The following is a 23,707-nucleotide window of genomic DNA, read 5'->3' on the forward strand; positions in this document are numbered from 1 at the left end:
TAATTGGTTTACCCATTGTTGTTACTGTACTTCACTAGATTAAGAAACGCTATAACATTAATCCCTATTAGGGATTGAAACTGATAATTCCTTATGAACAGAACTAAACTTTTTGTTGCAACTAACATTAATCCCTATTAGGGATTGAAACTTGATGTCCCTCAGCCAACAATTTCGGAATTAGCGTTGCAACTAACATTAATCCCTATTAGGGATTGAAACTTAAAAAACTGGCTCTTCAGTATCCATACTGCTCACTCAAAATCTTAAATACTGTTGCGCCCATAATGCTGCCTGAGTACGATTTTGTACACCAAGCTGACAAAGAATTTGAGTGATGTAGTTTTTTACCGTACCTTCAGTCAGATAAAGAGTTTGAGCAATTTCTCGATTGTTTTTCCCTTGACCCAATAGAGTTAAAACTTCTAGTTCGCGATCGCTAAACAAGTTTTGGTAGTTTGTGTGTTTAGATACAGGGGGATTAATTTGAGCAAAGACTTTGGGAGCGATGGTTGGCCCTAGCTGGCTGTATCCTTGATTCAGGGTGCGGATTGCTGCTGCTAATTGTCCGGAGGGAGTACTCTTGAGTAGATACCCTAATGCTCCTGCTTGTAGGGATTGCCAAATATATTCATCTTCATCAAACGTTGTTAGTACCAGAATCTTGATCCAGGGATAGCGTTGGTGAATTTCACGAGTGGCAACTACCCCATCACAAACAGGCATCCTTACATCCATTAGAATCACATCAGGCTGGAGTTTTTTAGTAAGGGCGATCGCTTCATTACCATCATTAGCTTCACCGACAATTTCTAAATCTTCTTCTAGTGACAATAAGGATGCTAATCCTTGCCGAAATAGATGTTGATCATCTACAAGCAAAAGCCGAATCATCGAGGAACTGTGATCCAAATATGAGTACCTTGACCAGGGGTACTTTTAATACTCAGCTTACCATTCAATATTTGTATCCGCTCTTGCATTCCTCGTAATCCAAAACCAGAATGAGGCAAATCAGGATTAAAGCCCAGCCCGTCGTCTTCTAACTCCAGGATAATGGCATCAAGCGTAAATTGTCCTCGCAGAATCACGTGAGAAGTATATGCATGTTTTTGAATATTTGTCAATCCTTCCTGAATAATGCAGTAAAGTTGATGACTCGTCTGAAGAGGTAATGGTGGCAAATTTAGATCCGCCTGCACCGTAAAGGATCGGTTTTGCTGGATTTGCGTAACTAGGACGCTGAGTGCCTGATTGAGATCAAAATCTGATCGGCGTATTGTTTGTACAGCACGACGTACATCTTGAAGGCATTGACTAGAAAGATACTTGGCAGTATCCAGTGCTTGTAGAGTTTGATCAGGATCACGTTGGTGCAATTTTTGGGCTAGTTCTAACTGAACATCAAGAGTAGTAAGAGTGTGACCAAGGGAATCATGGATCTCACGAGCTATACGAGTACGTTCCAAAGTTGCTGCTAAAGTTTCCACTTCTTTTGCTAACATCTCTGCTCTCTGTCGGCTTTTGCGCTCCGCCACGATCACAAAACCCAGCAAAATTATAAACAGGCTGGCTCCTATGTAATCTAGCAAACTGGTCAATAAAATTGCCTTGGCGTCATATACATACTCTGAACCACGGGATTGGAGTTTTGTAATGGTTTCTGCTATCCGTTGGGGAAGATACCAAGCTTCACTGGATAAGTAGCCAATTCCCGTGAAAATTGCTGTTAGGATGACATCTCTGCGACTGAGAAGAAAACAACTCTTGGCAAGAACAAAATACATAAAGATTGTAAACCAAAAACGTAGCCAAACAGCAGAGACAATTAATATTATTTCCACAGCAATGAAAGCTCGTCTTTGCCAGAGTGGACGCTCAAGCGGAAAAATAAAACTGAGTAAAAAGAACGCAATATTAAAAGCAATAAATAAGGGTAGTAAATGCGGGTGATCTTGAAAATAATTGCTGATCAAGCCGGAAAAGAGATTTGCTAGCAAAATCACCCATTCTACCCATCGCAATATCCAACGAAAAGAGAAAAAACGGTTTGCGAGCAGGTTCATTGAACTAGAGGCAGGGAAATATCTTCACGGGTAATATCATGCAATACTGTGTTGAATTTAAAACATGACTTTCGTCATGAATTTTAGATGACTTTTGATAAGGCGATCGCGAAGTTAACTTCGATACTCTGATGTGGAGATGATCGTTTGTCAGGAAAAAGCAAATGAAGCGCAAAATGATTCTAAATTCTTTGGTTGGGCTATCAATTCTTGTAACTGGTTTAGTCATTTCTTTTAAATCTGGAGCTGAACCTGCATCTGTTTTTAGACCTTTAATTGACGATATTCGCACTCAGTTACCAAAAGGATTGAAAATGCGTTTACCTTCTTCTCTCCCTCCCGTAGCTTCCAAGATCAAGCTTTATTCCTACATTGCTTCTGATAGTAAAGTCTTTGAAGTTCGCCTCCCAAATACATCGGATTGTTCTGCCTCAAACAACCCTTCTGCTTGTACTACTGGAGGATTTGGCGTCTTCACTCCAGAGGGAACTTCTAAAATTTGGCCTCCGAAAGGAGATAGTATCACTCCAGTAGACTTGGGGAATGGCATTAGTGGCTTTTATATCACCAGGGGACAAGGAAATAACATTAGCCAATACGTTTTTTGGAAGCAAGATGGACTGGAATACGTATTAGGATTGGGAGGTGGTTCAACTAGGGATGTGTCCCAACAGCAGATGATAGATATGGCTATCTCAATGGCAAATGAACCTGCAATTACCGGCGAGCAATAATGGAGTAATTAGTGAAGATATCAGGATGTGTTGGGGTATTGCTCAATACATTATGATCATCTATAGTATTCCTAAATAATTCGTGAACAACAAGATCCCCGACTTCTTAAAGAAGTTGGGGATCTGGATATCTCAATTTTGGCAAATTCAACTCCAAATAATAACCAACAATTTACCTATTTAAAGGCACTCTAATTAATTGATAAGCACCACTTTTTCCTAAAGTTTGATAATTATTTGCTTGCAAACCCATTTCTGGAAACTTTTTCGGTTGAGCTAAAACTAAAATTGAATCAGTTTGTGTTTTCTGCACAGCCTGAGTTCTCACATAATCTCCTGCGGCTACACTCATTTTGATGTAATTTACAGGACGGTGGCTATAAAAAACAACGGTGGGTTTTTTGAAGCCAACCATGAGTAATTCTTCACCTGGTTTTTCAGCTTTAACTGCGATCGCTGCCAATTCTCTTAAAGGTAACTGACGCTGTTGATCTATTAAAAACAAAGCTGGAGTCAAGACAAAAATTAAAGACAGCGCAAACGCCAACAAATTCACACCAATCAATAGACGCCAACGACGACGCAGTATTACCACTACTAATACCACAGCACAAACGAACCAGATCACACTGCCCAAAGTTGTTAAACTTGATTGTTGCAGCAGTTGGCGAAATTCGGGTGCAGCAGGATCAGCACCTATTAACCGGGGTACATAAAACAGCGCTACTGCGATCGCTGATACAAATACTACATTAACCCAGCCAGTCCAGAGGAGAGAGGAAGGGGACAGAGGAGTGGGAGAAGTATGGGAAGACAACACAGAAAAATTGCCTCCTTGTCCTCCTTGATCCCTTATCGCTTTGTCTTGGAAGAAATCGCTCCACAAAAGTCCCACCAGAATGGCTGCTGCTGGCATTAATGGCAAGACATAGCTAGGAAGTTTGGTGACAGCAATGGTAAAAAAGCCAAAGATGCTAGCAAACCAGAAAAAGGCAAATAAACCAAGTTGTTGCGATCGCTCTTGAGAACGCCAATACTGACGCTGCCAAAATTTTAGCCTTGCCATTGATAGGGGTAAGTATACTGAGTAAGGAGCAAAACCCAGTAATACTACCAAAAAATAAAAAAACCAAGGAGCTCTATGACCGTTGACTACTTCTGTAAAGCGTTCGATATTGTGGTAGCCAAAAAAGGAGTTAATAAAATTCCAGCCATTGCGCCAAATTACTAGCACGTACCAAGGTACTGATAAACCCAAGATAATTAGCATACCTAACAAGAGGCGCATTTCCCGCACAACCTCTCGCAATTTGCCCAGATAAAGCAAAAATACACCAATAATTAGCCCAGGTAAAACAATACCTACAGGCCCTTTAGTCAAAATTGCCCCAGCTATTAGTACGTAGCAAGCGAGATACCAATTATTGGGTAATGGGGATTGGGAAAGAGAAATTCCTCCTTGTCCCCTGTCCCCGTTAGCGTAGCGTTTCCTCTGGAGAATCCCCGATCCCTCCTGACTAGCATATCCAAGAAAAAAGCACAACAAAGCTGATGCTATACAGCCAGTCAGCAGCATATCTGAGACACCAGTTCTTCCCCATACAATCATTTCGGGATTGAGTGCCATGACAGCTGCTACTAAACCTGCTGTTAACCAGCGTCTGGAAGGACGAAAAACTTGTTCTAAGGCATCTTGTTTTGCCAGTTGCCATTGCACAGTGTAGAATGCTAAGGCAATTACACTCATTGCCGCGATCGCACTTGGCAGACGCACTGCCCACTCATTCACACCAAAAATGTTGTATGCGATCGCCTGACACCAGTAAATCAAAGCAGGCTTATCAAAGCGAGTTTTATCATTGAAAAACGGCGTGATCCAATCGCCTGTTACGTACATTTGCCGAGAAGCTTCAGCAAACAAAGGCTCAGTTTCATCTATCAGCCCAATACTACCCAAATGCCAAAAAAATGCGATCCCACCAACCAAAATCAACCACAAAGTTGACAGTGCGATCGCCAAGGCTGGACGTTTGCCAATCCTATTTAACAACTGGTCGAAAGCGCGAATTGTCATTTAGTCACAAGTCAATAGTCAATAGTCAATGGTCAATGGTCAATGGTCAATGGTCAAGGGCCACTAGTCAATACTCGTTTGACGTGATTTTTTGTTTTTTGTTCTCAAAACCAATACCAAATGATATGAGGTTTGCGGTTTCCCTGACCACTAACAAATAGACATCTGGTACAAAAACCAACAATCAACAATTAAAAACTAATAATTGACTATTGATCAAGAATTAATTCCCATTCTTTCTTTTGCGGATTCCAGACAGGAGCGGGAGTTTCGCCAACTACGTAAGGTCCCCAGTAGCGACGGGAACCATCCTGTGCAAAGGCGACTAAAACATCTCCCTTTTCGATTTTGATGCTACCGTTAGGTAGCGATAAAATTAAACCCTTTTCACTACCTTCTCCTGGAGCAAAATCCCAATGTGCTGGGACTGCATAATTTTCTTGAGAATTACTTTTAACTCCTGCTTTGCGTGCTAGTAAAGCAAGACGGACAGGTTGTTCAGTTTGATTACTCATTCGTAAACTTCCCTGGCTTGCTGCTTTGATCGTTGAGCCTTGATGATATGCAAATAAGGATTTTTTTTGAGATGTCGCTACAGAAGTATCTAAAGTAGAAGCGATCGCACTTTCTGAGTTAGTGTTTGATTGAGATTCAGAAGATTGATCCCCCTCAAAAGATACTTTCAGTTCATAGCAACCTACAGCTAACAAAAGCAATCCTAAGCAAGCAGCTGCGAGAACAGCATGACGGTAGATTAGCGGTTTCATATTGTATAGATATTACAAATAAGTATTTTTCTAGGCTCGTTCAACTGAACCCTACAAGCAGTAGACTTAGAAATAATCCGAACTAGGGAAACATTCGGTAGTCTGTAACAAAACAAGTCTCACGGGCTAGCCATCTTTTACGTTGAAAGCTGGTTCTTTCAAGCCCACACGCTCACTGTATTGAGTCAGTGTGGGTATGGGTAGTTGACATAGTAGCCTAATATCAACATTGACCAATGATTAAGTGAATATGCAAAGCATTTCACTGATCACAAATTACTGGTGACTCATTGAATTGAGGACTACAGACTTTTTGAGAATTATGGGTAGGATGTATACTTTATGCCATTATGAGCAACAATACTGAAGGAAGTTAGGAAAAATTTCCTTGACGCTTCATTTATTCGTACTAGCTCAAGATGATGATACTATATATTGATTTTTGTGTTCACCCTAAACCCAAAACAGCTTCAATTGACCTCTTGCAAAAGTCGAATGAACCCCCCTCAATCCCCCCGTGAACGGGGGGAAGATTTAGTTCCCTCCCCGTTTACGCTTAGGGTTAGGGTGGGGTAAAAATATTTTTGCAAGAGGTCTAATATTATCCACATAACTTTATGCTAAACCTAATATCTTCAAGATGGAAATATCTAATCAGATTTTGATCAATGTCACCATCATCAATCATGCAAAATACTCGTCTCAATAACTTATTCAATGCGATCGCTAGGAGGTTAGAACAGTGGATTTTCAACCCTTGGCGACGCATATCTATACTAATCATTAGTTTTTTATTTGGTTTTTTTCTAGGAAACGCACTTGCAACTACAGCTGGACAAACAGCAGAATGGGATATTGTAGTGGCTGGAACTTTAGTGTTGGCAACAGAAATTGCCAACAGGATATTTTACAATCGCAGCGTCTTAGCACGACAAGTATTTTGGGTGCAAGCAATGAACTATCTGAAAATTGGTCTCACCTACAGTTTATTTTTGGAAGCATTCAAGCTGGGATCGTGAGGAGTGGGAATCGGGGACGTATCAATTAAAAATTAAAAATTAAAAATTGTGAATGGGGAGAAGGGAGAAAATACCCAATGACAAATGACAAATGACAAATTTTTATATCCTGATGTGCTGGAATTTTGCCAAACTCATCTGCGGATGCAGCCCCAGATGGTGTCGGAGGTGTTATGTAATTTGTGGCTACCTTTAGCTACAAAGTTGGTGTCCCAGCGACAGCAATTAAATCGTCCGTTGATTCAGGGTATTTTGGGAGGACAAGGGACGGGTAAAACTACTTTGTGTAGAGTTTTGACCTTGATTTTTCAACACTTGGGATATCAAACGCTGAGTTTGTCTTTGGATGACCTATACAAAACCTATTGCGATCGCCAAATTCTCAAACAGCATGATCCCCGTTTGATTTGGCGCGGTCCGCCTGGAACTCATGATGTTGAGTTAGGCTTAACTGTATTAGACAAAGTTCGCAATTGTGAACTTCCAGTATCAGTTCCCCGCTTTGATAAATCAGCACACAATGGTGCTGGTGATAGAACTACTCCAGAAATTGTGGCAAATGCAGACATTGTGTTATTTGAAGGTTGGTTTGTAGGCGTGCAACCTATTGATCCCAGTGCATTTGATCACCCACCACCACCGATCATCACTCCTGATGACAAAGCTTTTGCTCGTGATATGAATCGTAACTTGCGTGATTATCTGCCACTATGGGAAAGATTGGATGGTTTAATCGTGTTGTATCCCCAAGATTATCGACTTTCTTTAGAGTGGCGCAAGCAAGCAGAAAGGGAAATGATTGCTGTTGGCAAATCAGGGATGAGTAATGCAGAAATTGAGCAATTTGTCAACTATTTTTGGTGTTCTCTCCATCCAGAATTATTCATTAAACCGTTAGTCGAATCTCCCACACTAGTTGATTTAGTGATTGAGATCAATTCCGATCATAGTTTCGGCAATATCTTAACTCATTAGTCAATTATTGATTGACAGTTGACAACTGTCATTGGTGTTTATTCTCCCCCTTGTTCTCCTTCCCAATTTTGAATTTTGTAGACGCGGAGCGGCTACTTACAGAAGTCGCTTACGCGCCTACCGAAGGTATTTTGAATTTTGAATTGATACGTCCCCAATCCCTAATCACTCGTTGATAAAGCTTGATTAATATGATTGAGTAAATCTTCCATAGAGATCGACCGAGGTAAAACTTGGCTTGCGATCGCACCGACAGCATTTTCTAGAGACTGTTCTTGAGTAAGATCAGGATTTAATTGCTGATCTAGTACTAAAACGGGTGGCAATTTTACTGGTAACTCTCCAAGTGTTTTCAGGGCTGAGTATACTTCTTTTTTGAGGCTGGATTCTTCTAAGCAAATTAGTAATAAGTCAACGCTTTTGTGACGGAGTTGTTGTAGCAGTTCTTCCCAAGATCTACCAATAGTCGCTTTGAGTCCGGCTGTATGTAGATACTGAATTAATGCTTGAAACCACTCTGAACCACGAGAGATAGTTAGAGGTTTAAAACCTTGATTGGGAAAATCTTTGACTTGAGAGTCTTTTTCTAAAGTTTTGCTAGTAGAATGCTTACGTTTTGCATCTGGTAAATCTGGTAGTGCTGCCAATTCTACAACTAATATACTGGAAGGACAGGAAATACCAACTGCTATTTGCAGCACTGACAATAAAGCATCTATTTTTTTGTTTTTATCGCTGTTGTTGGTATGCGATCGCGTTAAACAAGGAAACACGGACAAACCAGTTATTTGAGAAGCTGTCTGTGTAGTTTGAACATCACAGGTAACTATAGGTAGATTTGCCAAGCGAGGAAGCTTACTTAGTTTTTGCAAGTAAGCTGTTGCTGCGGGTACTTCTGGGTCTAGCAAAATGACATCAAATTGCCACACTCTACCTAGCAATTCTGCTTGTTCAATATCATCGACTTCTATAATTCGATGTTGTTGCAGTAAGGGATATAAATCGAGATTTTCTCCTTCAGGATGGACGAATCTAAGAATTCGCAGTGGTGCATGACTTAGAACAGGTTTTGTTTGTTTGTTTTGCTGCTTTTTTTGGGAAACTATATACAAACTTTCCAATAATGGTGCTAAGAACTGAGGTTCTACAGGTAAGCTTAAAAAACCATCTGCACGATTAGCAAATGCTTGCTCTTTCTCAGCTGCGGTTGCTGTCACAATTACAGGAATGTGGCGAGTTGTAGCATCAGATTTGAGTAAAGTTAGCACATCCCAACCCGAAAGCAGAGGTAGTAGGGGATTGAGAAATACAGCTTTTGGTTGCAAACGACGGGCTTTTTCTACAGCTTCACATCCGGATCGCGCTATTACTACTCGATAACCTAAACCTGTGAGTTGTTCGGTAAAGTCTTCAATATATCGGGCTACAGCTTCTACAACCAATACTAGTTGTTGGGAAGAGGTGGAATGGTGGGATGATGATGATGATGATGATGATGTAGATTTTTGTCCCCATCTGTGTTGTGTCCCCAGGCTTGAGGTAGTGGAATGGTGGGGTGAAATCTTTCTTTTGATCTCGCGATCTGGCGATCTCTTCTTCATCTGTGTCTCAATCTCTTCCTCTGCTAGTCTTCCTAACTCTTTTGGAGGACTTGGTGGTAACAACAAAGTGAACTGACTGCCTTTACCTTCGCGAGATAAAAAGTTAACATCACCACCATGCAGACGAGCAAGGGCCCTAGTTAATACTAATCCCAGTCCTGTACCTTCAAACTGGCGGGTAAGTGGATGTTCTAATTGTTGAAATTTTTGAAAGATCAGATGCTGTTGATGTTCGGGAATACCAAGGCCTGTATCCCAGACTGTAAATGTAATCCAACCTTCCCAGCGACTGACTCGCAATCCAATTTCTCCTCCAGTTTCTGTGAACTTGAAAGCATTGGATAGCAGGTGTACCAACATTTGACGCAGGCGAAATTCATCTGCGACAATTTCTTCTAAACCTGGTTCTATAGAAAGACTGAATGTGTGTTCTTCTCCACCAGCTTGAGGATGATGGGAAGAAACTGTGGTTTTGCGACTTTGAGCATGGATAGCTTTTGCTTCATCGACAGCGCGATCGCACACTGTACGAATATTCACAATTGCCAGCATCAGTTCCATTTGCCCTGTTTCCATGCGGGTCAAATCTAAAATATTATTGACTACACTCATCAAATGCCGCCCACTTTGATGAATTAGTCCAGCATAACGTGCTTGTCGCTCATTGAGTTCTCCTAATTGTTGATCTACTAACAACCGCGATAATCCCAAAACCGCCGTGAGGGGAGTTTTTAACTCATGGCTAATGCAGGCTAAAAATTCGTCTTTTAACCGATTTAGTTGCATCAAATCGGCATTTTTTGCTGCTAGTTCTTTACAAAGCTGCTGCTGTTCGGTGACATCTGTTGCTAACATTAACCACAAATCTGAGTTCAGCACGGTGTCGGAACTAGGATTTTTGACTTTCAGTTCTGGGCTGTCTAAAGGAATTTTGGCAAATTGCCAGACTCGTTCTTGACCATTTTCTACTTCTACAACACAGGTGCAAGTTCCATGCTGGCTATCTAAAAAGCAGCGATTTTTAGAAGGTAATCGTGTAGACAATATTGAACTTTCGGTTGTAGTTGTAGTTGTAGTTGTAGTTGTAGTTATTGGTAGTAGTACTTCACTACTAGTGGACAAATGATCATTTCGTACCAGAGTTTTGGCAACTATGGGCTGGGTTTGATAATGATCAGCATTATTGTTGGTGCTGATATCGGCTAGACTTTTGTGAGTTGCATATTCGAGGTTTTTGACAGCTGCGGGGTTGAGGATTGCTTCTACTTGTTGTCTAACGCCTTCTGGGTCTTTTAAAATTCCTAATTGTTCCCACCATGCTGGATTTTGAGTGACAACCTTGCCTGTGTTCGTTTGCAGCATTAAAGGCCAAGGTAATCTTTCCAAAAGTTGGATGAACGGATGATTAGGCAATGGTGCAAATGGGGGTGTTGTCTGTTTTGTCTGTTTTGCTTCTTTTGCAGTCTTGGCGGCGAGGGGTGCTTTGCGGCGACGGGATTTAGTTTTGTTAGTACTATCTTCGATTTGCGGTTGATTTTGTACTTTTTGCCGAAACACAAATTGCAGCAACCGTGAAGTATCTATTAACCCCAAAAATTTGCCTTCAGGGTCAATTAATGCCCAATCTCGGTTAATATTATTTTTGGTCTGTTGCGATCGCAATAAATGACTGAATTCCTCGATACCACAATCAGACGCTAAAGTCTGTATTGGTTGTATCAAGCTTGATTCCCGACTTGCCAATGGCTGCTGTAAGTTAAAAGACCCTGCTTGATTGCTATTTCCTTGATTTGCTGCCAAAATTTCTGGTAGCAAATGAGCAGAATAAATTACCCCAATGGGGTTTTGCTGCTCATTTAAAACTATCAAGCGATCGCACTGCTGCGCCTCAAAAATTTCCAATACAACTTTTAAAGTTGCTGTTTTTGAGCAAATGGGTACAGTGCAGACGAATTCGTATAGCGGGTACTTTAGCATTGACATAAGCTTTATAAGCTTTCGAGTATCATTCTGTCGGTATGGAAACATTTAGCATCACCAAGTAGTTAAGCTGGTGCTGTTCGCGTTTCCAGCCATATCTTCACTTTGCCATTGCGGGTTATAAGGCAATACGGTCAGCCTAGGGAATTCAAAAGTCAAAATTACTATTGTTTATGCAGCATGGCAAGAAATCATACAAAAGCTTATAGCATTGGTGTTATTTCTGTGAGCATAGCTGCTTTTAGCGTATCTATTGTTTGGTACTAAGTAGTTTGTATTAGTTATAACTACTACTAAAAATATAGCTTCCTGGTGTCAGTTGTGCTGTTGTTGTAAAAAACCCTCTTTAAGATTAGCAATACCTAAAACAATTATGGCTCCAAAGATTCGCTTTAGAACCTTTAGGAATTATAATGATTTACAACGCAATGATTATTTAACTTAGTTTAAGTATTTTATCTAAGGAGTAAAACTAGAAAATCTGTATTTAGTTAGATATGAAGAACAAGAGGCAAAATCTCGCTGATTTAGCATGAAACTAAATCTTTCCCTTTGAACTCTGATTTGCCTAAAACAGTGTCTAAGAGCAGGCATTTACAACTATTTACTCTGCGTTGATCTTCTCCTCAAAATACAGGTCAAGTGCTTGTTTGAAATAATATCTGTAACAGTTGTTAATAAGATTGTACAATTTGTTAAGAAGCAATCTTTAGGTAACTTTACAAAATGGCCATGCAGCCGATGGGACTGTGAGATTGTTTGTCAAATTACCAAATCATAACTTTATGTTCTGAGTTCAGTTGCTCAAGGAGGTACACATAAGATCATATTAATACTATGAAGCAATCAAACATTAATATTGTTTTGATATTATGATCCGATAAATTTTAGTTGGCATGATAAATAAGAAAGCTATTTATCTAATCACTATAACTAAACAGTTGAAAAAATCTCATCTTTTCCCGAATAATTAGTTACATTCAAAAGTAAAAAACAAACAATAAAATCGAAGATTTTAGATGTCACCAGATGCCAGCAGCAAGAACAATAGATTTTTTTTCAGCAAATGACGAAAGCCGAACAACAGGCATTTTTACAGGAACTTAAATTAGAATACCGCCAAATTCTTATAGATTACTTTACCACAGACAAAAGACTGAAGGAAAAAATTGATAAATTTATCAATGCAGTATTTTATGCTAATATTCCTGTGCCGCAAATTATAGAAATTCATATGGAACTTATTGATGAATTTTCCAAGCAGCTAAGATTAGAAGGACGCGGAGACGAGACATTACTAGACTATCGTCTGACGTTAATTGATATTCTGGCTCATTTGTGTGAACTTTATCGGCGATCGCTTCCTCAATAGATACATTTGATTTCAGGCTTATGCATGTTTGTGTATAGAGAGTTAGCGCTGATAGGCTAATAGTACTGTGTCAACCTAACTTTGAGAGGTTATAGATCCCCCACAACTTTTGCGAAGTCGGGATCTGGACACCCACAACTCATCAAAATAAATGGGACAGAGCAGTAGTTTTGGATAGCATCTCTATTTTCATGGCATTGTACTAGTATAGGAAAACAGAAGACAAAAAGCCTACGTTATAGCAAAGTTAAGCTTTTTGTCTTGCAGTGGGAGGTTTGCTACCACCCAAAGATTAGTACCTGAAAATGTTGTTGCGCTTGTTTGATAACTTCTTTACTCTTTATCCCAGACTCTAGCTGACTATGAATAAAATCAAAAAGAGTTATGTTCTCAAGTTGTACGTAGCAGGGAATACCGCCAACTCAGTCATGGCACTAAGAACACTAAAAAATATATTAGAACGAGAATTTAAAGGAGTGTATACTCTCAAAGTCATAGACGTACTCAAAAACCCACAATTGGCGGAGGAAGACAAAATATTAGCTACACCAACATTATCTAAAATATTGCCTCCACCCGTTCGGAAAATTATTGGTGATCTTTCAGACCGAGAAAGAGTATTGATTGGTTTAGACTTACTTTACGAAGAGTTAATAGAAGACGAACAATTTCAAGCAGAATAGATTATATAAATAGATAAAACATAAGTCTCAACATTTTATTAATATAATAACTGGGTTAAATTCCCATTTGGTAAGTATAAAACAAAGATGAGAGAAAACGACCAACCAGAGAAAAACAACACACCTTTATTTGGTGGTGTCGAAAAAATTCGTACGATGATAGAGGGGTTTGATGATATTAGTCATGGTGGATTACCTGTAGGGAGAACAACTCTGGTCAGTGGTACCTCTGGAACTGGTAAAACTTTATTTTCTCTCCAGTTTCTTTTTAACGGTATTAGCTATTTGGAAGAACCAGGAGTGTTCGTCACCTTTGAAGAATCCCCCTATGATATCATAAAAAACGCCTATATTTTTGGTTGGGATTTGCAAGGCTTAATCAATGATGGGAAGTTATTTATTTTGGATGCTTCTCCTGACCCAGAAGGACAAGATATTGTTGGTAACTTTGACCTTTCAGCATTGATTGAACGCTTGCAGTATGCTATACGCAAATATAAAGCAAAAAGAGTAGCTATTGACTCCATCACTGCTGTATTTCAGCAATATGAAGCTATTGGAGTCGTCAGGCGCGAAATTTTTCGTTTAGTAGCCCGACTCAAACTCCTGAATGTCACCACTATAATTACCACAGAACGTACCGAGGAATATGGTCCAGTCGCTTGTTTTGGAGTAGAAGAATTTGTTTCCGATAACGTAGTAATTGTCCGCAACGTCTTGGAGGGGGAACGTCGTCGTCGTACCATCGAAATTTTGAAACTGCGTGGTACAACACACATGAAAGGCGAATATCCTTTCACAATTACTAATGAAGGAGTCAATATTTTCCCACTTGGGGCAATGCGCTTAACTCAAAGATCTTCCAATGTACGTGTATCTTCTGGGGTTACAACCTTAGATGATATGTGTGGCGGTGGTTTCTTTAAAGATTCAATTATTTTAGCCACAGGAGCTACAGGCACAGGTAAGACATTATTAGTCAGCAAATTTCTGCAAAATGGGTGCAAAAACAGTGAACGGGCAATATTATTTGCCTACGAAGAATCGCGCGCTCAACTCTCGCGTAACGCCTCATCTTGGGGAATCGAATTTGAGGATTTAGAACGTCAAGGATTGCTGAAAATAATTTGTACCTATCCTGAATCAACTGGTTTAGAAGATCATCTACAAATTATCAAGTCAGAAATTGCTGATTTTAAACCTGCTCGGATTGCTATTGATTCACTCTCAGCCTTGGCACGCGGTGTAAGTAATAATGCATTCCGACAATTTGTCATTGGTGTCACGGGGTACGCCAAGCAAGAAGAAATAACAGGCTTTTTTACTAATACAACCGATCAATTTATGGGTTCGCATTCGATTACCGACTCCCATATTTCCACAATTACTGACACGATTTTGATGTTGCAGTATGTAGAAATTCGTGGAGAAATGTCACGGGCAATCAATGTATTTAAAATGCGTGGCTCTTGGCATGATAAGGGTATTCGTGAATACAATATCACGGCGGATGGCCCGGAAATTAAAGATTCTTTCCGCAATTACGAAAGAATTGTTAGCGGAGCGCCTACTCGCGTTAGTATCGATGAAAAAGCTGAACTGTCTCGAATAGTCAAGAGTTTTCAAGACAAAGACAGTAATGATGCTTCTAGTTAGCCTCGTGTTATATTCTGTGTGAAAAAACGGTATGAAGCCGCCTTATTGTTGTGTGAGGGGATGCGGTGAAAGGACAGATAATACTCTATAGTTTCTTACCTGGTGTAACAGCAGCAGTGTTAACCACTCAACCGAGTTGGGCGCAAAATGTTGTTAACCCCAGTATTTCTACCCTGAACGAGGGTGGAAACTTAGTAGCAGACAATACAAAAAATCAAGTTTCTGCTGGAAATAGTAGTTTTTCAACTAATTTGCCAACAACAATCAAAACACCAGAACCGACAGATTTTAAGACAATTAACATGCAGAGGTTTGGGAGTGATGATGTTGGGAAAATTGCTACTAAAACAATTGGTGTACCAATAGAAGAAATTTCTTTTCAAGATCAAAGAAGTACTTTCAGGGTGACATCAGCCCAATACCAAGCCCAGCCAGTAGATAGCAATCAGTTAGCCTCTGCGATTTTTGATGCCAACTTGCAGCCAGAAATTATGCAGGTAGCTCCCTTTGACTATGGTACTCAGCATCTACGCCAAAGCACTGCTGAGGCTAAAACTGGATCACCGAAAAACTCTGTCAAACCTAGATCGCCGTCTCAAGTTGGGCAAAAATTGCGTGAAGTCATAATTAGTAGAAGTTCAAATCCAGAAAAATTGCCAGTGGGTGTAAGTGATGCGATCGCTCCCCAGGAATTTACCAACTCTACCACTACACAAGCACCATCAAAGCAAAACCCTAACATCCAAGCTTCAGCTTTTTTACAAAATGTCGCTAGAGGTTCAGGTTCGGCAAAATTATTAGCGATCGATAATTGCTCTCAAGATACACTTAGTTGTCCTCCACAAAATCTCAGCCCGCAACTCGTATCGCAAGCAATTTCTCCGACAGCACCAACAATCAACAATCAGCAACAACAAACAACTCCACAAGTCCCCATCGTTTCGCCAATTTCCAAACCAACAACACCTGCACCTAATTACCTCAATCCTGACAAAAGCAATCCCTTGCTATTTCCTACCAAACCTGATGAAGTTAGACAAAAGGGAAACCAGCCAATTACCTTAGAACAAGCTGTAGATTTAGCACAGCGCAACAATACACAACTACAAATATCTTTATTGGAATTACAACGAGCTCAAGCTAGCTTGCGGGAAGCTCAAGCTGCTTTATTTCCCACCCTTGACTTGAGTACTAGCATTACCCGCAGCCAATCTGCTCAAAGTCAACTCACCTCAGAAATACGAGACGAACAAGAACGGGGTTTACCACCAGAACTGCGTACTCAATCCAACGACGATGAACCTGGTACATCCTTCAATGGTCAAGCACAACTTATTTATAATATCTTTACTTCAGGCAGACGTTCAGCCAACATAGGCGCTGCTGAAGAACAGGTACGCTTCCAAGAATTGGATACTATGCGTCAAGCTGAGGAAATTCGCCTCACTGTCGCCACAAATTACTACGATTTGCAAGAAGCAGATGAAAATGTACGCATCGCCCAATCTTCTGTGAGAAATGCTGAGGTGACTTTACGCGATGCTCAAGCTTTAGAAAGAGCGGGTGTAGGTACTCAATTTGATGTACTTAGAGCGCAGGTAACTTTAGCAAATGCTCAACAAGATTTGAGTGGAGCGTTATCTCAACAAAGAATTCGCCGCAGTCAGTTAGCAAGTACATTAAATGTTCCAGATGCATTAACTGTCAGTGCCGCAGATCCTGTAAGATTGGCAGGTCTGTGGAATTTGCCGCTAGAAGATACGGTTGTACTAGCCTATCAAAATCGTCCAGAACTGCAACAGCAGTTGGCACAACGCAATATTAGCGAACAGCAACGACGTTTAGCACTTGCAGAACTTGGCCCACAAATCAGCTTAGTTGCTAGTTATAACCTATTAGATCAGTTTGATGATAGTATTAGCGTCACCGATGGTTATTCCGTTGGAGTGCAAGCCACCCTAAATTTATTCGATGGGGGAGCAGCCAGAGCCAGAGCTAACCAGCAAAAAGCTAATATTAGGATTGCTGAAACTCAATTTAAAGATACACGCAATCAAATCCGCTTCCAGGTAGAACAAGCTTATTCGGAATTGAGATCTAACTTAGACCAAGTACAAACTGCAAATATTGCTTTAGAACAAGCTAGAGAATCTTTACGTTTGGCGCGTTTGCGATTCCAAGCAGGTGTAGGAACTCAAACAGATGTGATCGCAGCTGAAAATGACCTCACAAGAGCGGAAGGTAATAGTGTCAGCGCTATTTTGTCTTACAATCGCGCTCTAGCGACTTTGCAAAGATCTGTAACTGCTAGAGGATTAGCTAGGATTGCTCAATAGTAAATGGGGATTGGGGATTAGGGATTAGGGATTGAGGAAGGTAGAGACTCCACCTCCTCCTGCTCCTGCTCCTTCTTGATCCCCGATCCCCGATCCCCGATCCCCATTCCCCATTCCCCATTAAATTCCCGTTGTTCGCTCCCCGTAACGTAATAGCTTTTCGATCGCCACCAAACGATTTTCCCAAGCTTTGACTTGATAGGGTTCATTCACAGATTGCGATCGCATCCAGACGCGAAATTGAGACTGGAAACGAGCCAGAGTTGCTTTTGCTAGCCTATATTTACTTGCATTTGGTTCAGCAGCTAGTTGATTTAAAGTACTTTGTAAAACTTCTGCTTGAGTGTGAAAGTCCGAAACTGCGATCGCTGATAACTTCAGTTCGTCGTTTTGGTCAACAAATTTCCATTCATTTACCAAGGCATTATAACGGGCAGCAGCAGCAGCAAAAGGCTGACGAGAGGGAATCGGTTCTTTTTGCGTACCTTGTCTTCTACTTTGTGTGCGACTGAAAACTTTGTGTAATTCGTTGTTAAAATTCTCAGTAGCAAACAGAGCATAACCACTAATTGGCAAATCTCTGACTAATTGGATTTGGTCAAATGCTCCAGCAGTCGGTAAAGAAAGCAGACGAATTCCTGGTACTAGTAAGGTAGAGCCTAATTTTGAAGAAGCAATCCAAGGTTGTGCTAATCGCTCAAAGCGGAGGGTATCTTGAGCATAGGTCATGGGAATTATGACATCTACGTCACCTTGTCTTGCCCACACTTCCCAATCTTGTTGAATTTTCTGAATGCGTTCTTGTTCTGGTAAGGGAAATACTGCTACCGATAATATCAGGTTAGGTCTTTTCGCTCGCAAATTCTTGGACAATTCTGCAACAAAGCTATTTACTTGCTGAGTACGAAATTCTGTCCATTTCTGCCATAATTCCCTTTGGCTGGGAGAGATATTGATTGGATCTACACCCGTAAGTTGTTGAAACTTGGCTCTTGCTGCTTTACCATAGCCATAAGTCCTTCCTGCATTTGGATCTTGGAAAGGATAGCGAATATAGTCTAGTTGTAGGCCATCAACTTGATAGCGGGTAACAATTTCTTCATATAGTTGCTGTAAGTATTGTCGCACTTGTGGATTAGCTTGATCAAAAAAGGGTTTACCTTGACCTTGAGGAATCATTTGACCACGCTGATCATAATTTGCCCAATCTGGATGAGCAGCAAGCACTGGCCCTGGATAATCAGGTTTAAGGTTGAGAATTTGATTATGGCGTTGATTACCAGCTGCGAAAGTCCAAACCCAAGCGTGTAATTCCATACCTCTCTGGTGGGCTAATTTCACACTTGCTGCTAGGGGGTCCCAACCACGAATCAGGGGATTTTGTTGGGGTGCAACTTGACTAGGGTAGATGGTGTAACCAGAGTTGACTGTTTCAAAAAATACTGTGTTAAATCCTGCTTGTGCCAAGCGATCAAAAATTTTAGCCAATCCCTTTTCGCTACCAGCCCGCACAATTGTACCCCGATCAAGCCAGATTGCTCGGATTTCTGGTTGAGCTAATCTCTGATCAACAGGAAACTGTTGCAACAATGAAGACTTGGCCATGAACCAATTTGAGCGTGCTTGAGCATACTGTTTTTGAGCAATTAGCTGTGGCAAGTTTTTGACAACTTCCCTTGCTTGTGCTATTACCTGCTCAGTAGTCTGGACTGGTGCGCCAGATTTCACCGAAGCAAATTCTGCTTGCTGTACCTTAACAATTTGGGAATTACCATTTTGTACCGCAGCTGCTAGGTGAGCGCTTTCTACTCGACCGATGAGATTTTCTAACTGTTGTTGGAGAGCGATCGCTTCGTTACGACTAATAGGTGCATTAGATCTAGGTTCTATATCCAAACGCACTCTCTGCTCAAGTTGGTCAATAGCCTCATCGGAACGTGGGAACGTAATATTAGGTAGAGGTCTGGGTTGAGGAGCAGTGGCTGTAATTTGAGGAGGGGGTGTGCTTGGAGTGGGGGGTTTGTTTGGAGTAGGAGGAATACCTGGATTGACAGAAGTGCTAGCAATGACGGAGGTAGAGCAGTTTGATGAACCTCCTGGTACTTTACTAATAAAAATAGAAAACTTTTTGAGATGACGTTTGAGTGCAGCTTTTAACCAAGCAGTATCTGTCTGTACACCAGAAGCAGCGTCTACTCCCCAACGCCAACCTAACAAAGTAGAGCGTTCTGTGGTTAACACTGCTGGAGGTTTATCTTGAGCATCCCAAACAGCACCTGCTTGCGACGCCATAGCATTGGGAATCATGACGCCACCACGCACTGTACCCAGCAGATCATCTTGGTTGTCTAAATTACGTGTAATTACTGCTGATGGTTGTAATTTTTGGGGAGAGTTGAGGCTAAATCCCCAATATCCACCTAACAAAGATTCCAGCAGTTGGCGCACTCCCGGCGCTGATGAACTCCCCACTGGGCCACTAGCGATCAAACGTCCACCATTTCTCATCCATTCTTCGAGAGCGATCGCTTGTACTGGTGAGATACTCTCTACATTCGGCAAAAATAACACCGGGCGATCGCCCCAATCTGCTGCACTTTTAACGCTATCTAAAGAAATTACACAGTACTTGGCTCCGATTGCTTGTAAGCGATTTTCAATTCCCGCCCACTGACTGGCATTTTCTTGGGTATGGACAATACTAAATACAGGTTCTTCACTAGTTGCAGCTATTGCTGGTGCGATCGCGAATAGATTATGTAGTATAAATATAAATTTTATTTTAAAAATAAATAATCCAGTTGTTTTGATATTTTTTAATTTATTTTTTTTTATCTTTTTATTTAGCACTTCACTATTTACTCCTCAATTAATATTGGTCATTGGTCATTGGTTATTGGTTATTGGTCATTAGTAGGTAGTTAATTTCAACAACCAAATAATAACAAACCAACTATTTAATACAGGTCTTTATCAGTTCCTCTACTCCGGCAACGGGAAAGATGTTTGTATCCAATTTACGGGCTAATTCTTTCATATTTATATCATCTAAAAATACCAACTCACCATGCTTTAGCATGATACTTGGCAGCAAGATGCCATCTCCTAAATCTTGACCTTGTAAATTTAACAACAAATCATGACCAGTAAGCAAGCCTGTCACGGATATATTTTGTCCCCAATAATCACTATTAAGAGCCTGCATATTTACTTCTAAACCTTCTACCGAATTTAACCGTTCTAGAATTGGTTGAAATGCTTGTTCTACAGCGTTACCCACTACCCAAGTAAATCTTTTTTGCTCTTTTATTTTTGGCGGTAGTAATTGATCCGCAGTTTGCATAAACTGCTTGATAAACAAGCGAATCGAGCCGACACCGTTATCGATTTGGGGATAGTCTTCATATTCAGATTCACATGGTAATTTCTCTCCTGCGATTAAAAACCATTCATCAGCTAACCAAGCAAATGTAGAATCAAATTTTTGTCGAAATTGCTGCTGATGCGATCGCACTTGTTGAATCACTTCTTGAGCTTTTTCTGGTGTAACTGGTGTCAGTTCGTCTTTTGAGGGACGAAACTTGGTTAATCCCACTGGTACTACTGCTACCGAAGCAACAGCTGGCACTTCACCAGTATGAAATGACGCTAATTCTGTTAGGGTTTGTTCCAAGTGCTTGCCATCATTTATACCAGGACATACTACTACTTGGGCATGGATTTGCAGTCGTCTTTGTTGAAACCACTTGATGTGCTGCAAAATTTGTCCCGCGCGAGGATTTTTTAAGAGTCTAATTCTCACTTCGGGTTCTGTAGCATGAACCGATACATATAATGGAGACAGGCGCATTGCTTCAATACGTTGCCATTCCCGTTCTGTCAAATTAGTTAAAGTCAGGTAAGAACCATACAAAAAGCTCAAGCGATAGTCGTCATCTTTGAGATACAAACTTGAACGCTTACCTGGTGGTTGTTGATCGATGAAACAAAACGGACAACGATTATTGCACTGAATTAAATTATCAAACAAAGCGGTTTCAAATTCTAACCCCAAGTCTTCGTCGTAGTCTTTTTCAATTTCCAGATGATGAGTTTTGTCAGTAGCGTCTAAGACTTCTAATTCTAAAATTTCATCAGCGCACAAAAACTGATAATCAATTAAATCACGGGGAGGCGTACCGTTAATAGTGACGATCGCATCCCCAACTTCAAAACCAATTTCTGCTGCAATAGAATCGGGTAATACTTTGGTAATTCGAGCCGGACGAATAGTAGTCATTGGTCATTGGTCATTGGTCATTGGTCATCGGTCATTGGTCATTGGTCATTGGTCATTGGTCATTTGTTTTAAACAAATGACTAATGACTAAATAACTATTAAATATTTATCAACAATCCCATCCTAGTTGCAGCCAGTATTAATATGCCAAATATCAGCCTATACCAAAAAAGTTATCCCCGTTGCCACCTTTCCATGCGCTGCTAAAGAATTCCTGCACCAATTGCACCCAGAATTGCTGCTCCAAACCCCAGGCGATACCATACAAATACCCAGCTGCTACGTCGTTGCAGGAACTTCAGCAACCAAGCAATTGATAAATAGGAAAATACGAAGGTTGAGGCGATACCAATCAATAATGGCAGGAATATATGCGATTCTTGGAGTACGTCTTTAGTTTGAACAGCTGTGGCGATCGCCAGTGTTGGTAAGCCTAACAAAAATGAAAATCGAGCAGCAGTCTCTCGTTGTAAGCCAATAAATAAGGCTGTTGTCAGAGTTGAACCAGAACGTGAAGCTCCTGGTAGAAGAGCTATCATTTGCCCTAAACCTACAATAATTCCATCTTTAATTTTTACTTCTTTAAAACCACGCTTGCGCGAGCCGAATTTCTCTGCTAAACCCAACAATATCGCCATCACGATTGACATGACTGCAATCATCAAAGAACTTTCCAATTCAACATTTAAAATCTTGAGTACTAAACCACCTAATAACGCAGGAAACGTCCCAATCGCGATCGCCACAAACATTTTCCACTCAGATCGCTGCCATTCCTTATGCTGAAATGCGAACCAAGCACCCCCTAAAATATTGTGAATGTCTTTCCAAAAATATATTACTACTGCAAAAACGCTGCCAAGCTGAATCGCATCAATAGCTGCTTTACTCCATGTCACCTTCCAACCTAAAATGTCTCGAAATATGATCAGGTGGGCGGTACTGCTGATAGGTAAAAATTCTGTAATACCTTGGACTATACCTAAAATAAATCCTTGCACTATTTTCCCAATCAAGTTGGATTCACCTGCAACAGCATTACCAGCTGTTTGCATCAGATGATTTCCTACAGGCAAAAAAAATTCTACTCCACCTGTTACAAACATTGTTCCCATTAACCACACTCCAGAAGTAGCTGCCTAACTTTAACGAATTATCCAACTTTACGTCTTGGGAGTCAGTTGTACCGGAAGAGTATTTTCTCAAAAACACTCCTAAAGGAGGAATACAGGGATTGAAAATGTGATTTTCCTGCTCAAAATTCCCTGTAAGATAAAAGATATAATTATTATGCCCCTGGGGGGGATATGTGTTGTGATATATTAAATAAAATAAAGTTAAATAAATAATATTAATAAACTTTGGTTAACAATACATTGTCTTCATACACTGTTTCCACTGGCATCAAAACTAAGACGGAGACATTCTCCACTTCCGGACATCAGCACATGCAGGCGTCAAATCCGCTTGTAGTATTTGCTTCTGCTCGGCAAACCTGGTTAATTTTTGCAGCAGCTATATTTTTAGTAACCGTACCAGTATTTATTGAAGCGCCTCTGGTGCGATCGCTGCCGTGGTTGAGTGTTGGTCTGACATTTTTGTGGGTGTGGCTGAGTTTCTTATTAATGTCACGTTCTGTAACATACCATTGGGGAGATTTATTATTTGGGTTTAGCTGGAGTTGGTTAGCTGGTTCGATTTACTGGGGTTGGTTACGTTGGGAACCTTTATGGCACTTACCAGTAGAAGCTATCGGTCTACCATTTGCCATATGGTGCTTGCGTCGCAATTGGGGAAAAGTTGGTAACTGGTTTTATTTGGGTTCTTTACTAGGTACTGCCTTAACTGATGTGTATTTCTACTTAGTAAATTTAATGCCACACTGGCGACAAATTATGCGAGTAGAACCAGAATTTGTGCCATTAATTTTACATAATGCTGTAGCACAAGTAGAAACCCCTTGGGGAGTAGCTTGGGCATTAATTCTTGCTATGGTTCTCACAATGGTAGGAATTTTACCTTTAGGTAGAAGACAGTGGCACTGGTATGCTTTTGGCGGAGCAGTGTTAAGTACAATTTTAGTAGATAGTTTATTTTTGTTAGCTGCCCTTTTGGCCTAATACCATTTCACTTTTTTGATGATACAAATACATGAGTAGGGGTGT

General features: G+C 40.6%; 16 protein-coding genes. 8 read left to right on the top strand and 8 right to left on the bottom strand.

Annotation, left to right across the window (positions count from 1 at the left end):
* Positions 1 to 258: 258 nt before the first annotated feature.
* On the bottom strand, positions 259 to 894 hold the full coding sequence (locus AC5JMK_RS15550) for a response regulator transcription factor (RefSeq protein ID WP_096675804.1): 636 nt from the start codon (positions 892 to 894) through the stop codon (positions 259 to 261).
* Positions 891 to 2,066 carry a sensor histidine kinase gene (locus tag AC5JMK_RS15555; protein WP_096675805.1) on the bottom strand — a complete coding sequence of 392 codons (1,176 nt, stop codon included), beginning with the start codon at positions 2,064 to 2,066 and terminating at the stop codon, positions 891 to 893. The genes AC5JMK_RS15550 and AC5JMK_RS15555 overlap by 4 nt, the downstream gene beginning before the upstream one ends.
* A gap of 164 nt (positions 2,067 to 2,230) precedes the next feature.
* On the opposite strand from AC5JMK_RS15555, the gene AC5JMK_RS15560 reads away from it, so the two are divergent.
* The gene (locus tag AC5JMK_RS15560; protein ID WP_495910499.1) at positions 2,231 to 2,800 is read left to right on the top strand and encodes a hypothetical protein; all 570 of its coding nucleotides are present in this window, start codon (positions 2,231 to 2,233) and stop codon (positions 2,798 to 2,800) included.
* Between the two features lie 172 nt (positions 2,801 to 2,972).
* Here the strand turns inward: AC5JMK_RS15560 and AC5JMK_RS15565 are convergent, their stop codons facing one another.
* Together AC5JMK_RS15565 and AC5JMK_RS15570 are read right to left on the bottom strand one after the other, a co-directional pair.
* On the bottom strand, positions 2,973 to 4,874 hold the full coding sequence (locus tag AC5JMK_RS15565) for an ArnT family glycosyltransferase (RefSeq protein ID WP_495910500.1): 1,902 nt from the start codon (positions 4,872 to 4,874) through the stop codon (positions 2,973 to 2,975).
* Between the two features lie 209 nt (positions 4,875 to 5,083).
* Positions 5,084 to 5,641 (bottom strand): hypothetical protein, encoded by a 558-nt coding sequence (locus AC5JMK_RS15570; protein ID WP_096675808.1) that lies wholly within the window; start codon positions 5,639 to 5,641, stop codon positions 5,084 to 5,086.
* Between the two features lie 686 nt (positions 5,642 to 6,327).
* On the opposite strand from AC5JMK_RS15570, the gene AC5JMK_RS15575 reads away from it, so the two are divergent.
* Positions 6,328 to 6,660, top strand: coding sequence for a DUF565 domain-containing protein (locus AC5JMK_RS15575; RefSeq protein WP_495910521.1), 333 nt, complete (start codon positions 6,328 to 6,330; stop codon positions 6,658 to 6,660).
* Positions 6,661 to 6,744: 84 nt separating this feature from the next.
* The gene (locus tag AC5JMK_RS15580) at positions 6,745 to 7,635 is read left to right on the top strand and encodes a glycerate kinase (protein WP_495910501.1); all 891 of its coding nucleotides are present in this window, start codon (positions 6,745 to 6,747) and stop codon (positions 7,633 to 7,635) included.
* A 161-nt stretch (positions 7,636 to 7,796) separates the two neighbouring features.
* Here AC5JMK_RS15580 and AC5JMK_RS15585 read toward each other — a convergent pair whose 3' ends face one another.
* Positions 7,797 to 11,213: an ATP-binding response regulator gene (locus tag AC5JMK_RS15585; protein ID WP_495910522.1), complete on the bottom strand. Its 3,417-nt coding sequence runs from the start codon at positions 11,211 to 11,213 to the stop codon at positions 7,797 to 7,799.
* Positions 11,214 to 12,282: 1,069 nt separating this feature from the next.
* Here AC5JMK_RS15585 and AC5JMK_RS15590 point away from each other — a divergent pair.
* The 4 genes from AC5JMK_RS15590 to AC5JMK_RS15605 all read left to right on the top strand — a co-directional run bounded on the left by AC5JMK_RS15590 (position 12,283) and on the right by AC5JMK_RS15605 (position 17,263).
* On the top strand, positions 12,283 to 12,588 hold the full coding sequence (locus AC5JMK_RS15590; protein ID WP_096675812.1) for a circadian clock protein KaiA: 306 nt from the start codon (positions 12,283 to 12,285) through the stop codon (positions 12,586 to 12,588).
* Positions 12,589 to 12,950: 362 nt separating this feature from the next.
* Positions 12,951 to 13,271, top strand: a complete 321-nt coding sequence (gene kaiB, locus AC5JMK_RS15595) for a circadian clock protein KaiB (protein ID WP_096675813.1) — start codon at positions 12,951 to 12,953, stop codon at positions 13,269 to 13,271.
* 87 nt (positions 13,272 to 13,358) lie between these two features.
* Positions 13,359 to 14,927, top strand: coding sequence for a circadian clock protein KaiC (gene kaiC, locus AC5JMK_RS15600; RefSeq protein ID WP_096675814.1), 1,569 nt, complete (start codon positions 13,359 to 13,361; stop codon positions 14,925 to 14,927).
* A 65-nt stretch (positions 14,928 to 14,992) separates the two neighbouring features.
* Complete coding sequence (locus AC5JMK_RS15605) at positions 14,993 to 17,263, top strand: TolC family protein (protein ID WP_495910502.1); 2,271 nt, start codon at positions 14,993 to 14,995, stop codon at positions 17,261 to 17,263.
* Positions 17,264 to 17,383: 120 nt separating this feature from the next.
* On the opposite strand, the gene AC5JMK_RS15610 is transcribed toward AC5JMK_RS15605, so the two are convergent.
* The 3 genes from AC5JMK_RS15610 to AC5JMK_RS15620 form a co-directional block, all read right to left on the bottom strand.
* Positions 17,384 to 20,113, bottom strand: a complete 2,730-nt coding sequence (locus AC5JMK_RS15610; protein ID WP_495910503.1) for a family 10 glycosylhydrolase — start codon at positions 20,111 to 20,113, stop codon at positions 17,384 to 17,386.
* 103 nt (positions 20,114 to 20,216) lie between these two features.
* Positions 20,217 to 21,542, bottom strand: coding sequence for a TIGR03279 family radical SAM protein (locus AC5JMK_RS15615; protein ID WP_495910504.1), 1,326 nt, complete (start codon positions 21,540 to 21,542; stop codon positions 20,217 to 20,219).
* 203 nt (positions 21,543 to 21,745) lie between these two features.
* Positions 21,746 to 22,657: an undecaprenyl-diphosphate phosphatase gene (locus AC5JMK_RS15620; protein ID WP_096675818.1), complete on the bottom strand. Its 912-nt coding sequence runs from the start codon at positions 22,655 to 22,657 to the stop codon at positions 21,746 to 21,748.
* A 333-nt stretch (positions 22,658 to 22,990) separates the two neighbouring features.
* On the opposite strand from AC5JMK_RS15620, the gene AC5JMK_RS15625 reads away from it, so the two are divergent.
* The gene (locus AC5JMK_RS15625; RefSeq protein WP_495910523.1) at positions 22,991 to 23,662 is read left to right on the top strand and encodes a DUF3120 domain-containing protein; all 672 of its coding nucleotides are present in this window, start codon (positions 22,991 to 22,993) and stop codon (positions 23,660 to 23,662) included.
* Positions 23,663 to 23,707: the final 45 nt, after the last annotated feature.

Source organism: Pelatocladus sp., from assembly GCF_059505505.1.